The following is a 17,385-nucleotide window of genomic DNA, read 5'->3' as shown; positions in this document are numbered from 1 at the left end:
CGAAGCCGGCTTGCCCGCATTCGGCGGCGACCGGCTTCAGCGCAAACGGCTTCGTGCGGTCCGACGAAGCCGTTGGTATTTTCCGGGGCGGCGAACGCTCCCCCGCCAGCGTTCACGCGACGCCCTCGTCGTCGATGTCGCGCGCCGTCGGCTCGTAACGCACGATCAGCAGAAACACGATCGGCGTGACCGCACTGATCGCGACGACCCAGAACATGTTCGTACCGAGACGGGCCTGCAGGATCGGCAGCACGAACAGCGCAAGCGCCTGGCCGATGCCGCACAGCGAACGCCCGAAACCGACACCGGTGCCGCGGATCGCTGCCGGGTAAGACAAGGTGGGATAGATCATCATCTGCGCGCCCGGCCCGAAACCTTCGGCGAACAGCCAGGTGCCGAGCATCAGCAGCACGATGCCGACCGCGAGCGCGCCGTGCGGATGCCCTGCCAGCGCAAGCGCGACAAGCGCGACGAACTGCAGCGCGAAGCCCGCGATCGCGACATGACGCGACGGATATCGATACGCGAGGCGCATGCCCAGCAAGCCGCCGGTAAACGCGAACAGGACGTTCAGCGCGAGCGATGCCGCGATCGTCTCGAACACGCCCGCGCCGAGAAACTGCGACAGGATCGACGGCAGGAAAAACGCAATCGCCGTGTATTCGAACGGGATGCACAGGTTCATCACGCTGGCGACGATCGTGCGTCCGAGATACGGGCGCTGGAACAGCACGCGAATCCGCACGGGCGGCTGGCTCGGCTCGCGTCGTGCGTTCTCCGCTTCGTGTGCGTGAATGCCGTACGACTCGCGAAGGATTCGCGCGGCATTGGCCAGGTCGCCCTGATTCGCGGCCCACAGCGGCGATTCGTTCATGAAACGATTCCTGACCAGAATGATGACGAGCGCGGGCACCGCGCCGAAGATCAGCGACGCGCGCCAAAGCCAACCCGCGTGCTCGGCCGGCAGCAGGAAATACAGGCCGAAGATCAGCAGGAAACAGACCGACGACGCCACGTACCACATCGGGCACCACGCGGCGAGCCGCGACGCCTTGTTGCCGCGGCCGTTGAACTTCGAGAATTCCGCGAGAAACGCCATCGCGACAGGCAGGTCGATACCGACACCGAGCCCCATCACGAAGCGTGCGCCGATCAGCACCCAGACGTTCGGCGCCAGCCCGGCCGCGATCGCGGCGATCACGAAAAACAGCATGTCGGCCATGAACACCTGATAACGGCCGATCCTGTCGGTCAGCCACCCGCCGATCAGGCTGCCGAAGATCGTGCCGATCATGATCGCCGAACCGACCAGCCCGGTCAGCGCGGGCGTCAGGCCGAACTCGCGCGCCACGTCGTCGATGCCGTAGGACAACGTCGTCAGGTCGTACGCATCGAGAAACACGCCGCCGAGCGCGAGCAGCACGATCATCCGCGCATGGCTGACGGAGCTGTCCGTCGTATTGATCAGGCGCGCCACGTCGCTCGCGGAGCGGATAGGCGCGGAAACCGGTGTGACAGCGTTCAGATCGATCGAACTCATCGCATTCCTTTGTTGCGCCGAACGTTCGGCGATATCCACAGGGAGCCGGGAACGCGGCACGCGCATTCGCTATCGACGGTGCGTGGAGCAAATGCTCGACCGTCGGCACGTACTGTCGTCGAGTTCCGGCAGCGGAGATTCTGTTCTCGCGATCCGGTTATCCCAAGCGATATAACGCGATAAATTATTCGGTGTGCGTCATAAAGTTGCTCGTCGCGTGCGCTTAGCAGCGGCGTGCATGTGCAATCGTGGATTTCTTCGTTATCGATTCCACGGCGCTTCGGTACATTGAGCGGTCATCCTGCCTGTTCGCGGCGCGTTGCCGCTCTTCCGGAGATTCCCCGATGAAGCTGTCCTGGTCCCGCGCATGGCAATCCGCGGCCATCGTCGTTGCCGCTTTCGCCGGTCTCGTATCGATGCACGCACGTGCGGCAACCCCCGCGGAAATCCGCGTCGACTATGCGTACTACTCGCCGGAGAGCCTGGTGATTCGCCACTTCGGCTGGCTCGACGACGAGTTCAAGGTCGACCGCACGTCGATTCGCTGGGTGCTGAGCCTCGGCAGCAATCGCGCGCTGGAATACCTGAACAGCGGCGCGGTCGACTTCGGATCGGCCGCGGGGCTCGCGTCGGTGCTCGCCCGGGCAAACGGCAACCCGATCCGCGCCGTATACGTGTTCTCGCGCCCCGAGTGGACCGCGCTCGTAGTCCGCAAGGATTCGCCGATCCGCTCTCTCGCAGACCTGAAGGGCAAGAAAATCGCCGCGACGCGCGGCACCGATCCGTTCCTGTTCACGCTGCGCGCATTGCACACGGCCGGCCTGACGCGCGACGATGTGGAGATCGTGAACCTGCAGCATCCGGACGGGCGCACCGCACTCGCGAACGGTCAGGTCGACGCATGGGCCGGTCTCGATCCGCACATGGCAGCAGCACAGCTCGACGACGGCGCACGCCTGCTGTACCGCAACGTCGCATTCAATACGTACGGTTTCCTGAACGTGCGCGACGCATTCGCCAGCCAGTACCCGCAGGCGGTCACGCGCGTGCTGAAGGTCTACGATCGCGCGCGCCAATGGATCATCGCGCATCCGGCCGACACCGCGCAGATCGTCGCCGACGAATCGAAGGTATCGCTGCCGGTTGCGAAACTGCAGCTTCAGCGCAACGACTTCAGCGATCCGGTGCCGGGCGATACCCAACGCGCAGCGCTAAAGGCAGCGGCGCCGGTACTGACGGCCGAACAGTTGACCAGGCCCGGCGTCGATGCCGCGAAGGTTGTCGATACGCTGATCGATCCGGCATTTGCGCGCCCGCTCGTCGCCGCGTCGCACTGAGTTCACGCCGATGACGGACACCGCCACTCGCGACGACGCGCTCGCGCCCCACCGCCTTGCATCGCCCCGCGCGAGCCGGCGCGACCCGCTTCGCGCGTGGCGCATCGCGGGCCTAGCATTGCCGTTCGCCGCGCTCGCGCTGCTGGAATACGGCGTGCGGCACGGCTGGCTGCCGGACCACCTCGTCCCGGCGCCGAGCGAGATTCTCGATACGCTCGCCCGGATGGGCATCACACGCATCGCGCACCATATCGGCGCGAGCACACTTCGGGTCGCGGCAGGTTTCGCGGCCGGTGCCGGGCTCGCGCTCGTCGTCGGCGCGGCGATGGGCCTGAGCCGCCGGATCGACGCGCTGCTGGAGCCTACGTTCCAGGCGCTGCGTGCGATCCCGTCGCTCGCGTGGGTGCCCGTGCTGCTGCTGTGGCTCGGCATCGACGAAGCGCCGAAGATCACGCTGATTGCGATCGGCGCATTCTTTCCGGTTCATCTGGCGGTGGTCGCCGGGATTCGCGACGTCGACCGCAAGCTCGTCGAGCTCGGCGCGGTATACCGGCTTGGCCCGGTCGCGCTGTTCCGTCGAATCCTGCTGCCGGCCGCGCTGCCGCAAATCGTTACCGGCCTGCGTACCGGCCTCAGCCTTGCGTGGATGTTCATGGTCGCCGCGGAGCTGATCGCGGCCACGCGCGGCCTTGGCTTCCTGTTGAGCGACGGCCGGGAAACCGGGCGCCCCGATCTCGTGTTCGGCGCGATCCTGCTGCTCGCGTTGCTCGGCAAGCTGACCGACGGCGCGATGCGGCGCATCGAATCGCACTGGCTCGGCTGGCGCGACGCATTCGACAACACGCCGCACGAGGCGTCGAAATGAGTACGCTGCCTTCTGCGCACACGACGGCCGGCACCGCTACGCCGCTGCTCGACCTGCGGATTGCCCGCAAGCTTTACGGAGATCGGACGATCCTCGCCGACGTCCCGCTGCAGGTTGCCCGCGGCGAAATCGTCTGCATGGTCGGCCCGAGTGGCTGCGGAAAAAGCACGCTGCTGCGGATCGTCGCCGGTCTCGACGCTGACTTCCGCGGCAGCGTGAAGCTCGACGGAATCGCGCTCGACGGGCCCTCCCCGCGCATCGGCGTCATTTTTCAGGAACCGCGACTGCTGCCGTGGCTATCGATCGCGGACAACGTCGGCTTCGCGTCCGGCCCGCGAGGCGGCCGCGAGCCGACCGTCGCACGGCTGCTCGATGAAGTCGGCCTTGCTGGCGTCGCGCGGCAACTGCCGGCCACGTTGTCGGGCGGGATGGCCCAGCGCGCCGCGATCGCGCGCGGGCTGTTCGGCGAGCCGGACCTGTTGCTGCTCGACGAACCGTTCAGCGCGGTCGACGCGATCACCCGGATGCGGTTGCAGACGCTGCTGCTCGATGTGGTTCACCGTCACCGGATGTCAGCGATCGTCGTTACGCACGATCTCGACGAGGCACTGCATCTCGGCGATCGCGTGCTGATGCTCGCGCCGAACCCGGGCCGCGTCGACGACGAGATCCACGTCGCAGTCGCGCGGCCGCGCGATCGGCGCGACCCGTCGCTGGCCGCGCAGCGCGCGCGGCTGCTCGATGCGTTCCAGCGCTTTCACGATCGTGCGGACGGCACGAGGCGCCAGCCGCACGACCATCAGGCATCCGAATCCGGAATCCAGGAGGCTCGAAACTCGTTGCCATGAGCCGGCAAGTCCTGTCGAACATGCGGCCCCGGCGCGTCATGCACGAGTGTGCCGCAGTTCGCCGTCGATGGTCTGCGGCAACCTCAGCAGGTTGAAGATCGGGCAGACCGCTTCGACCGCCTGATGCAGCGCGCGAATCGCGTCGGGCGGCTCGGGCGACACGATGTCGAGCGTATAGCGAAGGTTGTGCGGGAACACGGGCACATGCTCGAAGCCCGGCTGCTGCGTCCGCGGTTCGGACAGCGCATGCGACCGTCGCCATCGCACGATCAGCGGCGCTCTCAACCATCGCCGGTCGCGTGATCGCCGGTCATGCATCGAGCGCGCACCGTGAGTGCCGTGTCACGGTTCGGTTCGCACAGTGCTGAAATCGCTGGGGACGTCTCCAGACGATATGTGCGTACCCGTGATTCATGACTCGCCCTCCGATCATCGCGGCCCGGTTTGCCGCTACGCGCTCAAACAGGGTTGCGCTCGATCAGGAAACGTTCGCGACGCCCGCCCTTGATCCAGCCGGGCTCGCGCCCTCGCCCGTTCCACGTCGCGCCGGTCTTCGGATCGCGATACCTGGGTGCTGCCGCGGTCTTTCGCGCAGCCGGTTTTCCAGCGCTGCCCGGGCGGCCGAATATCTGTCTGGCTGTCAGGCCATATTCGGCGACCCGGGTGCGAACCTCGTGTATGACGGCCTCGAGTTCGGCGAGTCTCGCTTCCTCGACGCGCTTCATCAACTCGTCGGCTTGCGCTTTCAATTCACGATAACCGGCCATGCGATTCCTCCACATTCTTACGGTGTTATAAAAGACCGAACGGGCACGACAATACGACCGCCCGATTGTCACGATTCAATGTCGTGAAGAGGCGCGACCGGAACTCGCATTCCAACAACCGAAAGCGGATCACGCGCGCCCCGGTGCGTTTTCGGCGCGAAATTCACAGACCAGCTCGCCACTGGCCGCGAGTTCATCGATCTGGTCCAGCGTCAACGAGACGATGGACACGGCAATTTCATCGGAAATACCCAATTGCCGCTTGCCCTCTTCGCGGTCGATACGCAGCATGCGCTGCGCTAGCACGAGATACGCGCGGTTGAATTCCGCGATTGCATCGAAGATATCGCCCTGTCCGGTCATGACCGCTCCTGAGCCGACGGCGATTCCGTGTGCCGCGAACGCGGCGCCGTTACCGGACCGTCCAGTAGTAGATGCCAGAATCTATGTCATGCGGTCGGCGTCATGCCGACAATTCCTAGATGGCATCCGACACGCGATAAATCGGCAATCGCATTCCCGATTCATCGCTGTCGGATTCAGCCTAGATTCGGTCACCAGCCGAAACCGGAACGCCCATACGATTTTCGGACGACGCGCGGACCATTCGCGCGAACGGCACAGCACCGACGATCGACGATTGCATTCCTGCATTGCCCGCCATCGTATCGTTGGTCCTAATCCTGAACGGATGGAATCCGAAATCATGTTGAAAGTGACGAAAGCCGTATTTCCGGTCGCAGGCCTCGGCACGCGATTTTTGCCTGCAACCAAGGCCAGCCCGAAAGAGATGCTGCCTGTCGTGGACAAGCCGCTCATTCAATATGCGGTCGAAGAAGCCATCGACGCCGGCATCACCGAAATGATTTTCGTGACCGGCCGCAGCAAGCGTGCGATCGAAGACCACTTCGACAAATCCTACGAGATCGAAGCCGAACTCGAAGCACGCGGCAAGGAAAAGCTGCTTTCCCTCGTTCGCAGCATCAAACCGAGCCACGTCGATTGCTTTTACGTTCGCCAGGCCGAAGCGCTGGGGCTCGGCCATGCCGTGCTGTGCGCTGAAAAACTCGTCGGCAACCAGCCGTTCGCGGTGATCCTCGCCGACGATCTGCTGGACGGCCCGACGCCGGTGCTGCGCCAGATGATCGACGTATTCGATCACTATCATGCGTCGGTGATCGGCGTGGAGGAGATCGCGCCGGACGAATCGAGGTCGTACGGCGTGATCGACGGCAAACGCTGGGAGGACAACCTGTTCAAGCTGTCCGGGATCGTCGAGAAACCGGAGCCGGCAAAGGCGCCGTCGAATTTCGGCGTCGTGGGCCGCTACGTGCTGAAGCCGAAGGTGTTCGACCATCTGCGCGCGCTTCGGCCCGGCGCCGGCGGCGAACTGCAGCTGACGGACGCGATCCAGTCGCTGCTGACGGACGAGCAGGTGCTCGCCCACCGCTACGACGGCACGCGCTTCGATTGCGGCAGCAAGCTCGGGTATCTGAAGGCGACGGTCGAGTTCGCGCTGCGGCACCCGGAAGTGGCTGCGGACTTCGAAAACTATCTGGCGACACGCATGTCGGCGTTGCTGGTCGCCTGACGGTACATACGCGCGGACTCGGTCATGTGGGCAGCCGTCAGCGATCTCGGCGACGCGGCGATGACGTTGCCGCTTGCCGTCGTGTGCATCGGCTGGCTGACGCGGTCGACAGCCGGGCAACGTCACGCGGCGTCATGGGCGCTGATGCTCGCGGCAGGCATGGCGCTAGTCGGCGTCACCAAGATGCTGTACGCCGGCTGCGGGATCCAGATCCGCGCGATCGATTTCCGCGTGATCAGCGGGCACACGATGCTCGCCGCAGCGGTATGGCCGATGACATGCGTGCTTGCGCTGCACGGCTGCTCGAACGTTCGGCCGGGCACGTCGTTGTCGCTCGGGCTCGCGCTCGGCGCGCTAATCGGCGTCGCACGCGTATTGGACGAAGCGCATACGCCGTCGGAAGTCATCGCCGGCTGGATCGTCGGCTCGGCGGTCGCGCTGTCGTTCGTGTGGTGGCATGGCGCGCCGCGCGTCGATGTCAGGTATCGCGCGCTCGTCGCTGCTTCGCTGCTTGCCGTGTCGGCCGTCGCCTACGGCCGACACGCGCCGATTCAGGCGGCGATCGAGCGGTATTCGCCGTTTCTGTGCGGACGCTTCGCGATGCCATCCTGACGATGGCCGCCTCGCGTTGCCGGGCAGCGCGGTGCGGTACGAACCGCGTCGACCGCCCGCCCGGCGCAAGTCCGCGCATGCCCGATCCGCGCCGCCTCTCCGGAAACGGACAGAATACCGCCGTGATCGGACAACCCGGCTCGCCGGGCCATCCAACCGTCTATGCTTGATCGCCGGAATCACTTCGTCCCGAACGGCGGGCGGGGCTTCCGCGTGCGAACCGGAGAGCAAGCCAGCCCTGCCCGACAGGCGTCTTGCCCGTCGTCGCACGGCATCGCGCCGCGTGGCGCCGGAACGGCCGGCACGCGGCGAATCCGGCTTCTCCGATCGGGCGCACGCATGTCGACCTTGCTCTTTTCAGCCAGCGTACTGTTCTTCTCGCTCAATGCGTTCAGCGTACGGGCCACCTTTGCCGCGTATTTCCTGCTCTGCGCACTCGCCTTTCTCAGGGCGCCGACGCTGATGAAGCACCAGCGACACCTGTTTCCGGTTTGCACGTACTGGCTGATCAGCACCTGCCTCGCGTTCATCCTGTCCGCGTTCGGCGACTTCTACGTGAACTTCTACATCAAGTTCCTGCTGATCCAGACCTATGTCGCGCTGAGCTACTGGATGTTTGCCGGCGGCGTCCTCACACGGCATTCGCTCGAAACGGCGTGCAGGACGCTCATTTACGTCCACGCGGCCTTCTTCACCTTTCAGCTCGTCTACTACCTCGCGAGCGGCACCTTCATCGACTTCGACAGCTACGTCCGCGAGTCCGACTCCGAAGCGCTCTACGCGACCAAGGCGCTGAGCGACAGCCTGATTTCGATTCGCGCGCTGGGCCTGTATTCGGAACCGTCGTTCTATGCGATGACGGTGATCCCGAGCGGGGTGATCCTGCTGCTGTCGCAGCGACGCATCACGCTCGCATCCGTCGTTGCATTCGCCACCGCGCTGCTCAGCTTCTCGGTCGCGTCGATGGCCGTCTGCGCCGCACTGTGCGGGCTGCACGTCCTCGCAGGACGCGGGCGACTTCGCATCCGGATCGCCGTCGTCATCGTTGCGCTTGCCTGTACCCCATGGCTCTACAGCGTGTACGACCAGCGCATCAACCAGTCCGTCGACTACGATGCGGTCGGCAGCCGTACGCTCGTTCTGACAGAACTGACCGAGCGCGACGTCGTCGCGGGCGTGTTCGGCGGCGGCCTGTTCTGGGACGAACGAAACAACGTCGGGAAAACGCACCTGCGCGGCTATCAGGTGCGAGACAGCTCGTTCTACGTCTACCTCGTGTTCGCCGCCGGCGTCGCCGGTTTCGTCGTGTTCTTCGGCACGCTGTTCGTCGTGTTCCGCCAACCCGGCCGACGGAGATATCTGCTCTATCTGCTGCCGATCCTGCTGTTCAAATATCACGTTCTGTATGGCATGCTCTGGCTCACGATCCTGCTGTTCGTCGTGCTGGCCGGTCAGGACGCGCCGCGCAGGCGCGCCGCCGCGAGTCGAATCCCGAACCTGTCCGGCGGCAAGCCGCTGGCGCACCCGACATGACATCACCCCGGCATCCGTCGTCGCTTTCCGCGATGAAGCAGTCGCTCATGGCGGCGCTGTGCTCGTTCTGCGTGACGGCATCGATCGCCGAACCCGTGCCCCCGCCGCCCGGCCAGGTCATTTCGCACAGTCGGGCAGCCACGCGCGTGTATCTCGGCTCACCGTCGCTGGCCATACTGCCGAACGGCGATTATGTCGCGACCTTCGACACGTTCGGCCCCGCTGCGTCGCAGAACCGGGTGTCCGTCTTCACGTCGCACGACAAAGGCTCGACCTGGTCCAGGCTCGGCGACGTGCCGAACCAATACTGGTCGTCGCTGTTCGTGCTGAACGGCGCGCTTTACCTGATGGGCACCAACCGTTCGATGGGCACGCCGTCCATTCGCCGGTCTGACGACGGCGGCGCGTCCTGGACCACGCCGATCGACGCGTCCACCGGGCTGCTACCGTATCCCGGGCGCTATATCACTGGGTCGGTTCCCGTTCTCGTCGATCGCGGGCGTGTCTGGCGCGCGTATGAAAGCGTCGAGGACGGCGACCTGCGCGCGCTGGTGATGTCGGCGCCTGCGAATCGCGATCTCCTCGATGCGCGCAATTGGCGCGTGTCCACTCATCTGCCGTCGGACAAGCGCTGGCTCGACGGCAAATTCCAATCGTGGGAGGAAGGCAACGTCGTCGGCAGACAGGACGGCCCACCCGCCGTCATGCTTCGCGTGAACACGGAGAACGGCCCGGAAAAAGCCGCACTGGTGGCGACGGGCGAGGAAGGCCGAACGCTGGCGTTCGATCCGGCGCGCGATTTCGTCGACTTGCCGGGCGCCGGCAAGAAATTCACGATTCGCTTCGACCCGCAGTCGAAGCAATACTGGACGATCACGAACGCAGTGCCGGCAAGCGTCGGGCGGATGAACCTCGAACGTGTCCGCAACACGCTGGTGCTGCTGTCCTCCACAGATCTCCGGAGGTGGACTGCACGACGCATCCTGTTGCAACACGCCGACACGAAACGGCACGGCTTTCAATACGTCGACTGGCAATTCGACGGCAACGACATCGTCGCGGTGCTCCGCGTCGCGTTCGACGACCCGGAAGGCGGCGCGGCCAGCCAGCACGACTCGAATTTCATCACGTTCCTGCGCGTCCGCCGTTTCCGCCAGGACACCGCGTCCAACGAACTGACGCAAAGCCTGCAGTAGCGCGCCGGTGCCGGGCGCGCTCCCGTGTGTCGAACGACGCGGCGGGAGCCGATACCTATTTCTTGAATACGCCAACGATATTCGCACCGTCGGACACCAGCAGCGCGCCGATTCGCTGCTGCTCCATCAACAGCAATGCATCCTCGACCCGCGTGCCGGGCGGCACCGACGACGGTTCGATCGACATCATGTCGGCCGCCGTGCGCCGGAATACGTTATCGCCATGCCGCTCGATCGCGCGTCGAATGTCGCCGTCGGTCACGATCCCCCAGCCGCTTGCCCGCTTCACGATCGCGAGCCCGAGCCGCCCGCGCGTCATCGCGTCCAGCACGTCGAGCGTCGACGTGCTCTCCGTCACGAACGGCAGGTCGCGGCACACCATCTCGTCGTCGACCGTGGACAACAGCCGCCGCCCGAGCGAGCCGCCCGGGTGGAAGCGCGCGAAATGTTCCGGCCGAAAGCCGCGCGCGCGCATCAGTGTCACCGCCAGCGCATCGCCCATCGCGAGCGTCGCCGTCGTCGACGCGGTCGGCGCGAGCTGCAGCGGGCAGGCCTCCCGTTCGACGCCGATATCGAGATGGACCCGGGCGGCGCTCGCCAGCGTCGACGAAGGGTTGCCGGTCAGCGCGATCAGCGCGTTGCCGTTGCTTCGGAGAAACGGAATCAGCTTGATCACTTCGGCCGTTTCTCCGGAGTTCGAGATCGCGAGAAACGCGTCGTCCGGCGTAACCATGCCCAGATCGCCGTGATAGGCCTCGCCCGGGTGCATGAAAAAACCCGGCGTGCCGGTGCTCGACAGCGTCGCGGCGATCTTCCGGCCGACGATCCCGGATTTGCCCATACCACATACGACGACGCGGCCGCTCGACTCGAGTATCGTCTCGACCGCCTCGTCGAAATTCGTATCGAGCCGCGCCGCCACCCACGCCAACGCCCGGGATTCGATCTCGAAGACTTCACGGGCGGATTCAATATGGTTCTGTCGCATCATGGATTTGTCGTTTGAAAAGGGAGACAACACGGGCGACGTCGTCGGGCGTATCGACGCCGGCGGGCGGCGCATCGGGCCATCGCATCACGTCGATCGGCATGCCGAGCCATAACGCGCGCAACTGCTCGAGCATCTCCAGTTGCTCGAGTTCGCACGCGGCAGCGCCGGCCAGCGACTGCAGTGCGGCATTCGAATAGCCGTAGAGCCCGATGTGCCGCAGGAATACACCGGCGCGCGGGTCGTCCGGGCGACCGTCGCGGCAGAACGGAATCGCCGCGCGCGAGAAATACAGCGCGCGGCCGCGGCCGTCGACGACGAGCTTGACGATCGCCGGTTCGCCGATCTGCGCGGCATCGGCGAGCGGACAGGCTACCGTCGCGACACGAAGGTCCTGCGCCGCGCCGCAGAAGCCGGCGAACGCCTCCAACAGCGCAGTCGGCACGAGCGGTTCATCCCCCTGCACGTTGAGCACCACGTCGGTGTCGCGCCAACCGAGCGTGCGCGCGACTTCCGCCGCGCGATCGGTGCCGGACGCATGACCGGCATCCGTCATCGCAAATCGGATATCCCGCGCGCCGAGCACATCGGCAATGCGTTCATCGTCAATTGCAACGATGATTTCCGCATCCGGCAGTGCCCGGCGCACGCGCGCATGCACGCGCGCGATCATCGGCTCCCCGTCCAGATCGACGAGCGGCTTGCCCGGCAGTCGCGTCGATCCGTATCGCGCCGGAATCACGACACGCACCGGCCGCCTGCTATTGAACGGCGCCATGGCCACTCCATTGCCCGAGTATCGGCCGGTAGGCATCGTCGAGCGACAGACCGCCGTCGCTCAACAGATGCTCCGCCACCTCGCGCGCCACGCCGCGGCCGCCGGCCGCGTTCGTTACATGATCGACGCGCGCGCGGACGAGGCGGTGCGCGTCGGCCGGCGCGTACGACACGCCGACGCGTTCGATGACCGCCAGATCGTTCACGTCGTCGCCGACATAGGCGATCGCGCTGTCATCGAGCTGCTGCCGCAGCTTGATGTCCGCGTAACCCACCGCCTTGTCGTCGCATCCGGTCACCAGCACGTCGATGCCGAGCTGCGCCGCGCGCCACGCTAGCGCACCGCTGTGCTTGCCCGACAGGATGCCGCTGCGGATGCCGTGCGCACGCAGCAGCGCGATCGCAATGCCGTCGTGCGCATGAAAGCACTTCATGAATTCACCGTCGGCGCTCACATGCAGCAGGCCGTCGGTCAGCACGCCGTCGACATCGAACAGAACCAGGCGCACGGCCCCGCCATACGTTGCGCCGCTCATTGGATATCGAGCGGCGGGAGCCACTTGACCAGATCGTCCACTGCCTTCATCTGCCGCAGGAACGCGTCGAGATGCGCGAGCGGTAGTGCGCTCGGGCCGTCGCAGCGCGCGTGCTCGGGATCCGGATGCGCTTCGAGGAACAGCCCGGCCAAGCCCACCGCCATCCCTGCGCGCGCCAGATCCAGTACCTGCCGCCGTCTGCCGCCGGATGCGGCACCGTGCGGATCGCGCATCTGAAGACTATGCGTCACGTCGAAGATCACCGGACAATCTCGCGTCGCGTCGCGCATCTGGCGGAAACCCAGCATGTCCACGACGAGATTGTCGTATCCGAATGACGAACCGCGCTCGCACAGGATCACCCGGTCGTTGCCGGCTTCGCGGCACTTCGACACGACGTGCTCGATCTGCGTCGGGCTCATGAACTGAGGCTTCTTGATATTGACTGCGTTGCCGGTCCGCGCGATCGCGACCACGAGATCCGTCTGGCGCGCGAGAAACGCCGGGATCTGCAGGACGTCCACGACCTGCGAGATTGGTTCGGCCTGCCATACCTCGTGGACATCCGTAATGACGGGAACGTCGAAGCGGTGCTTGATCTCCTCGAAAATCCTGAGCCCCTCGTCGAACCCCACGCCGCGATACGAATGGATCGACGAACGGTTCGCCTTGTCGAAGGAAGCCTTGAATACCAGCGGAATGCCGAGACGGTGTGTGACCTCGACGTACGTATTGCACACTTCGAGCGTCGACTCGACGCTTTCGAGCACGTTGAGCCCGCCGAAGAGCACGAACGGCAAGCTGTTGCCGACCGTGACGTCCGGGGTAATCGATACATTCATACAGTTCTCCACGAAATTGGATCAGCGTCGCTCGCACCGCGCGTCGGCAGACGCTGCGCGACCGCGCCGGTTGATCGCCGCCGAAGACGGCCTTCAGCGGGCCGCCGATATCGCATAAAGCGGCGCGAGCTCTCTGAACAAACGCTCCTCGCCAAAGCGTTGCCGCGCCTCGCGGCTCGCCCGCCGGCCCAGTTCCCGACGCAAGGAGGCGTCGCCGGCGAGGCGCTCCAGCCACGCGAGCGCGTCGGTTGCCGTCGCATAGATCACGCCGGTCCGCAGATGGCGTACGACGTCCGCATTGCCAGCGCAGTCGGACACGACGACCGGCCGGCCAGCTAGCATGGCCTCGATGACCGACACCGGCATGCCCTCCCACGACGACGTCGACAGGTACACGTCCGCGCATTCGAGCCGGCGCGCCACTTCGTCGCGCGAGAGCCATCCGGTCACTTCGACACCGGCCTGTGCCAGGTCGGCCTTCAATGCATCATCGCCGTCGCCGATCCAGACGAAGCGCATGCCGCGCGCGCGCATGCCGCGGGCGATCTGCGCGAACAGCGCGGGATTCTTTTGCGCACGGATGCCGCCTACCGTCACCACGCATGCAGGGCCGTCCGAAAAGCGCTCCGCGTCGCGCGGAGGCACGGAAGACGCGGTATCGCCCACGGCGTTCTCGACCACCACCACCGGCTGGCGCAGCCATGCGCGAATCGCGCGGCCTTCGCTTTCCGAACACGCCACGTAAAGACATTTCCGGACACACGCGATTCTCTCCAGGCCGACGAACGCCAGCCGCTTCACGTTCGAGATATCGCGGCGCATGAACGAAATGCAGTGCGGGCTGTAAAGGAACGCCGCGTTCGGCAACGCGAACAGCGTCGACAGGCGCCCGAGAAAGCCGGCGAACGACGAATGCAGATGCACGACATCCGGGCCCATCTCGTTGAGCGTCGCGCGCAGCCGGCCCGCGGTTCGCAACAGGCTTATGCCCTTCATCTGGACATGACACAACGAAACCCGCTCGTCGAACAGCGCGGCGAGCCCGGACGGCGTATCCGGTCGAACCGAGTAGATGACGTGCACGTCATGGCCTTCGCGAGCAAGGCGATTCGCGATCAGGCACACCATCGACAACGTGCCCGTGGCGCTTGATTCGACTATGTGGGCGATTTTCATCGGGACCCGTTCCATGAGGAATGCGCCGTCGCGCAGCGACGGCTAACGACGTCGTCAAATACCCGAGCGATGCGACACGACCGCATCGATATACGCGAGCACACCCGACCCCTCGATCACGCGCCCCCATTCGAGCGACTTCATCGTGGCCGGGTCGGGACGGCTCGCGCTGATCCGGGACAGCGGAAACAGTTCGTCGAAGATCGTCGCACCGGTGACGTGGCACCGGATGCCGAGCTCGTTCGCGGTTCGCACATTCGACGGCGCGTCGTTGCAGACGATCTTCTTGCCGAGCGACGCGTATTCGAGCAGCTTCGTCGGCGTCTGGAAGCAATGCGGCCGGTGATATGGGAAGAAGCACACCGCGTATTCGCTGTCGCGAACGATGCGCAGCGCGTCGGGCTGCGGCACGCGGCCGACGAAGCGGATGCCCGGCGTGTCGCCGAACGCCGCGCGAATTTCGGGTTCCGGGTGGCCGACCAGCACGAGCGTGTCAGTTTCGTCACGTCGCGCGTCGCGGTAGGCAGCCAGCACCTTGTGAAAGCCGCGTTCACGACTCATTTCGCCGATATAGCAGAACCTTCCCGACGGTGTTTTCACCGAGTCGGCGTGGAGGTCGGCGGTACTGCCGACTACGGCATCGGCCTCGACGTCGGCCGGATCGAAGATCCAGTCCGGCACGCCCATCGGCAACAGCAACGAGCGCACGTCGTCGCGAAACGCCATCGCATCGCGCATCCGCCCGTTCTGGAAGATCCGCAGATCGGGCCGGACGTTGAGCATCCGCTTCATGTAGTCCTTCACGGCCGCGAGCCGGCCGACCGACAGCGAGCGATAGTCGTGAATCACGAACCGCGCGGGCGGCAACGCACGATAGAAGCCCATGATGCACCACAGCACGCATCTGTCCCGATCCGGAAAACGTGCGTATGCGTCGAGGTCACCGTCGAATACCTCGAATCCGTGCGCGCGCAGGCAACGCCCGTAGGCGGCAATCTCCGGATAGTTCGCCTTGCCGGGGTGCAGAATGAACACTTTCATTTCGGTTCCTGTCCGTTGTCGAGGATGCGCGCCGGGACGCCGACGGCGACGCGGCCGTCCGGCACGTCGGTCAACACCACTGCTCCGGCACCTATCCGCGCGCGGTCGCCGACACGAATCGCGCCGAGCGCGACGCTGTGAACGCCGAACTCCACGTGGTCGCCGATCGTCGGAACGCCGCTGATCGTGCCGTCCTTCAGGAGGGTGTTGCCGATGGTCACGCCGTGTCGCAGCGTGCAGTAGTCGCCGATCACCGTGTATCCGTTGATCACGAGGCCGGTGCCGTGATAAATCGTGAGTCCCTTGCCGATCTTCGTCTTCACCGGAATCTCGATGCCCATCAGCCAGTCGCACAACACGATGTACATCAGGATAAGCGGCGCGCCTGCCAGCAGCGTGAGCCGGTTCCGGCACGCGAGGTAATGCACGACGCGATAGAAGATCACCACGCTGCGCGTCTTGACGAACGCATTGCGGCGGCAGTCTTCGGCGATCGCCTCGGCGGTCTGTCGCAACGTGACGGCCATGTCAGTGCCGCCTCGCGAACACGCGCCGCGCCGCGTCGGCGGGGATTCGCTCGGCGCCGAAGTAATCGATTCCATCGATCAGGAACGAATGGATGTACTTCAGCAGCCGGTCGCGGTCGAATTCCTTGTAGAAGCAGCGGCCTAGCGACTCCACACGCTTGCCGTACAGCATCGCCTCCAGGCCGACCGTCGAATTGATCGTGACGACCGCATACGCGTGCCTGAGCAGGTCCGTCGTCGGCGACGCGACGATTTCGAAGTGATAGGTCTCCTGCAGGCGCACGATCGCGTCGATCTCCGCCGCATCGGTCTCGGCGGGATGGAGCTTTACGAACAGATCGGCGCTCTCGTTCGCCGCAAACTCGAACGCGTGGCGAATCGCATCGAGATTGCCGACGTCCGAGTGCAATTTGATCTGTGTGTCGCCGGACACCTGCAACGGCAGAAACACATAGCGGCAGGTCGACAGCGTGTCGGCCGACATGTACGTGGCCTGCCGCGGTGCCGGCATCCCGTTGCGCGCACGCACGCTGGCCAGGCGCCGCCGGGCGACCCCTCGGCTGAGCGCCTTCAGCAAATAGTTGGTCGCGGACGCGGCCTTGCGCGCGAGCGACGTTCTGGCCTGCGGCAACGGCATCCGCTTGTAGCGTTCGTAGGTCAACAGCCAGCGCGTATGTGTGTCTTCGTCGGGCAGCGGCAGGCGATCGATGACCTCGGGGTTGCGGCTGATCGTCGACAGCGCATTGACGCCCAGCGAATCGACGAACAGCTTGCCCGGCAGATTCGAGATCTCGATGAAGCAGGTCGCCACGCCGTACACTGTGCATGCCTGCCGCACCGCGCGACACACCAGTTGCTGCCCGTTCCACATCACGCACTGCTCGATCCGCAGGCCGCGCAGGACTTCCGACGCGATATGAAAGATCGCCGCCGACTCGCGCTTCGCGCGGGTCTCCGTCATCTGCCCGTTCAGCACCTCGATCGACAGCTGGTATGGCGTGCGGTCGGCCGGCTGACTGCCGGTCACGTCGATCGGCATCAGCCGGTTCAGGTACACCGACCGGTAGCCGCCCAACAGCAGGCCGAGATGCGCGACCGGCTCGCTCGTCAGGAATGCGAACTCGTATTCGTGCCGGACCGCGTTCACCAGGCGAGTGGCGAAGTAGTAGCGCTCGAGAGAATCGATGACTATCAGGATCATGGTGTGCT

General features: G+C 65.1%; 18 protein-coding genes and 1 pseudogene. 7 read left to right on the top strand and 12 right to left on the bottom strand.

Annotated elements, in window-relative coordinates:
• Positions 1-112: 112 nt before the first annotated feature.
• Positions 113-1,540: an MFS transporter gene (locus tag ACM6JT_RS31730; protein WP_414857909.1), complete on the bottom strand. Its 1,428-nt coding sequence runs from the start codon at positions 1,538-1,540 to the stop codon at positions 113-115.
• 344 nt (positions 1,541-1,884) lie between these two features.
• On the opposite strand from ACM6JT_RS31730, the gene ACM6JT_RS31725 reads away from it, so the two are divergent.
• Genes ACM6JT_RS31725 through ACM6JT_RS31715 form a run of 3 tightly spaced genes read left to right on the top strand, consistent with a single transcriptional unit; the run spans position 1,885 to position 4,590 of the window.
• Positions 1,885-2,877: an aliphatic sulfonate ABC transporter substrate-binding protein gene (locus ACM6JT_RS31725; RefSeq protein WP_243567036.1), complete on the top strand. Its 993-nt coding sequence runs from the start codon at positions 1,885-1,887 to the stop codon at positions 2,875-2,877.
• A gap of 10 nt (positions 2,878-2,887) precedes the next feature.
• Positions 2,888-3,742: an ABC transporter permease gene (locus tag ACM6JT_RS31720; protein WP_414857908.1), complete on the top strand. Its 855-nt coding sequence runs from the start codon at positions 2,888-2,890 to the stop codon at positions 3,740-3,742.
• A complete protein-coding gene (locus ACM6JT_RS31715) occupies positions 3,739-4,590 on the top strand; it encodes an ABC transporter ATP-binding protein (protein WP_414857907.1) in 852 nt (283 codons plus the stop codon). Before ACM6JT_RS31720 ends, ACM6JT_RS31715 begins: the two co-directional genes overlap by 4 nt.
• A gap of 36 nt (positions 4,591-4,626) precedes the next feature.
• Here the strand turns inward: ACM6JT_RS31715 and ACM6JT_RS31710 are convergent.
• From ACM6JT_RS31710 to ACM6JT_RS31700, 3 genes and pseudogenes are all read right to left on the bottom strand, one after another.
• Positions 4,627-4,824: pseudogene (locus ACM6JT_RS31710) on the bottom strand (OsmC family peroxiredoxin); the annotation flags it as partial.
• Between the two features lie 224 nt (positions 4,825-5,048).
• On the bottom strand, positions 5,049-5,357 hold the full coding sequence (locus ACM6JT_RS31705; protein ID WP_414857906.1) for an H-NS histone family protein: 309 nt from the start codon (positions 5,355-5,357) through the stop codon (positions 5,049-5,051).
• A gap of 129 nt (positions 5,358-5,486) precedes the next feature.
• Complete coding sequence (locus ACM6JT_RS31700) at positions 5,487-5,720, bottom strand: flagellar transcriptional regulator FlhD (protein ID WP_414857905.1); 234 nt, start codon at positions 5,718-5,720, stop codon at positions 5,487-5,489.
• 343 nt (positions 5,721-6,063) lie between these two features.
• Here ACM6JT_RS31700 and galU point away from each other — a divergent pair, with 343 nt between their 5' ends.
• The 4 genes from galU (at position 6,064) to ACM6JT_RS31680 (ending at position 10,289) form a co-directional block, all read left to right on the top strand.
• On the top strand, positions 6,064-6,948 hold the full coding sequence (gene galU, locus ACM6JT_RS31695; RefSeq protein ID WP_034184685.1) for a UTP--glucose-1-phosphate uridylyltransferase GalU: 885 nt from the start codon (positions 6,064-6,066) through the stop codon (positions 6,946-6,948).
• A 24-nt stretch (positions 6,949-6,972) separates the two neighbouring features.
• Positions 6,973-7,560 carry a phosphatase PAP2 family protein gene (locus tag ACM6JT_RS31690; protein ID WP_034184596.1) on the top strand — a complete coding sequence of 196 codons (588 nt, stop codon included), beginning with the start codon at positions 6,973-6,975 and terminating at the stop codon, positions 7,558-7,560.
• A gap of 339 nt (positions 7,561-7,899) precedes the next feature.
• A complete protein-coding gene (locus ACM6JT_RS31685) occupies positions 7,900-9,093 on the top strand; it encodes a hypothetical protein (protein ID WP_051983850.1) in 1,194 nt (397 codons plus the stop codon).
• Positions 9,090-10,289: a sialidase family protein gene (locus ACM6JT_RS31680; RefSeq protein WP_414857904.1), complete on the top strand. Its 1,200-nt coding sequence runs from the start codon at positions 9,090-9,092 to the stop codon at positions 10,287-10,289. Before ACM6JT_RS31685 ends, ACM6JT_RS31680 begins: the two co-directional genes overlap by 4 nt.
• Positions 10,290-10,344: 55 nt before the next feature.
• Here ACM6JT_RS31680 and ACM6JT_RS31675 read toward each other — a convergent pair whose 3' ends face one another.
• The 8 genes from ACM6JT_RS31675 to ACM6JT_RS31640 all read right to left on the bottom strand — a co-directional run bounded on the left by ACM6JT_RS31675 (position 10,345) and on the right by ACM6JT_RS31640 (position 17,377).
• The gene (locus tag ACM6JT_RS31675; RefSeq protein ID WP_414857903.1) at positions 10,345-11,280 is read right to left on the bottom strand and encodes a KpsF/GutQ family sugar-phosphate isomerase; all 936 of its coding nucleotides are present in this window, start codon (positions 11,278-11,280) and stop codon (positions 10,345-10,347) included.
• The gene (gene kdsB / locus ACM6JT_RS31670; RefSeq protein ID WP_414857902.1) at positions 11,258-12,055 is read right to left on the bottom strand and encodes a 3-deoxy-manno-octulosonate cytidylyltransferase; all 798 of its coding nucleotides are present in this window, start codon (positions 12,053-12,055) and stop codon (positions 11,258-11,260) included. Before kdsB ends, ACM6JT_RS31675 begins: the two co-directional genes overlap by 23 nt.
• Positions 12,039-12,590 (bottom strand): KdsC family phosphatase, encoded by a 552-nt coding sequence (locus ACM6JT_RS31665; protein ID WP_034184600.1) that lies wholly within the window; start codon positions 12,588-12,590, stop codon positions 12,039-12,041. The genes kdsB and ACM6JT_RS31665 overlap by 17 nt, the downstream gene beginning before the upstream one ends.
• Positions 12,587-13,432, bottom strand: coding sequence for a 3-deoxy-8-phosphooctulonate synthase (gene kdsA / locus ACM6JT_RS31660; protein ID WP_414857901.1), 846 nt, complete (start codon positions 13,430-13,432; stop codon positions 12,587-12,589). The genes ACM6JT_RS31665 and kdsA overlap by 4 nt, the downstream gene beginning before the upstream one ends.
• A gap of 93 nt (positions 13,433-13,525) precedes the next feature.
• Entirely contained in the window at positions 13,526-14,608 is a 1,083-nt protein-coding gene (locus tag ACM6JT_RS31655) for a glycosyltransferase (protein WP_414858017.1), read from the bottom strand.
• A 54-nt stretch (positions 14,609-14,662) separates the two neighbouring features.
• A complete protein-coding gene (locus ACM6JT_RS31650) occupies positions 14,663-15,649 on the bottom strand; it encodes a glycosyltransferase (protein WP_414857900.1) in 987 nt (328 codons plus the stop codon).
• On the bottom strand, positions 15,646-16,176 hold the full coding sequence (locus ACM6JT_RS31645) for a serine O-acetyltransferase (protein ID WP_034184603.1): 531 nt from the start codon (positions 16,174-16,176) through the stop codon (positions 15,646-15,648). The genes ACM6JT_RS31650 and ACM6JT_RS31645 overlap by 4 nt, the downstream gene beginning before the upstream one ends.
• Position 16,177: 1 nt before the next feature.
• Positions 16,178-17,377 carry a capsular biosynthesis protein gene (locus ACM6JT_RS31640; RefSeq protein ID WP_414857899.1) on the bottom strand — a complete coding sequence of 400 codons (1,200 nt, stop codon included), beginning with the start codon at positions 17,375-17,377 and terminating at the stop codon, positions 16,178-16,180.
• Positions 17,378-17,385 lie beyond the last annotated feature (8 nt).

The sequence above is a fragment of the Burkholderia sp. IT-111MI5 genome (assembly GCF_949752865.1).
In the GTDB taxonomy this organism is placed as follows: domain Bacteria; phylum Pseudomonadota; class Gammaproteobacteria; order Burkholderiales; family Burkholderiaceae; genus Burkholderia; species Burkholderia pyrrocinia_C.
Note: the sequence above shows the minus strand (reverse complement) of the source record. Positions and strands in the feature narration are given on the sequence as shown.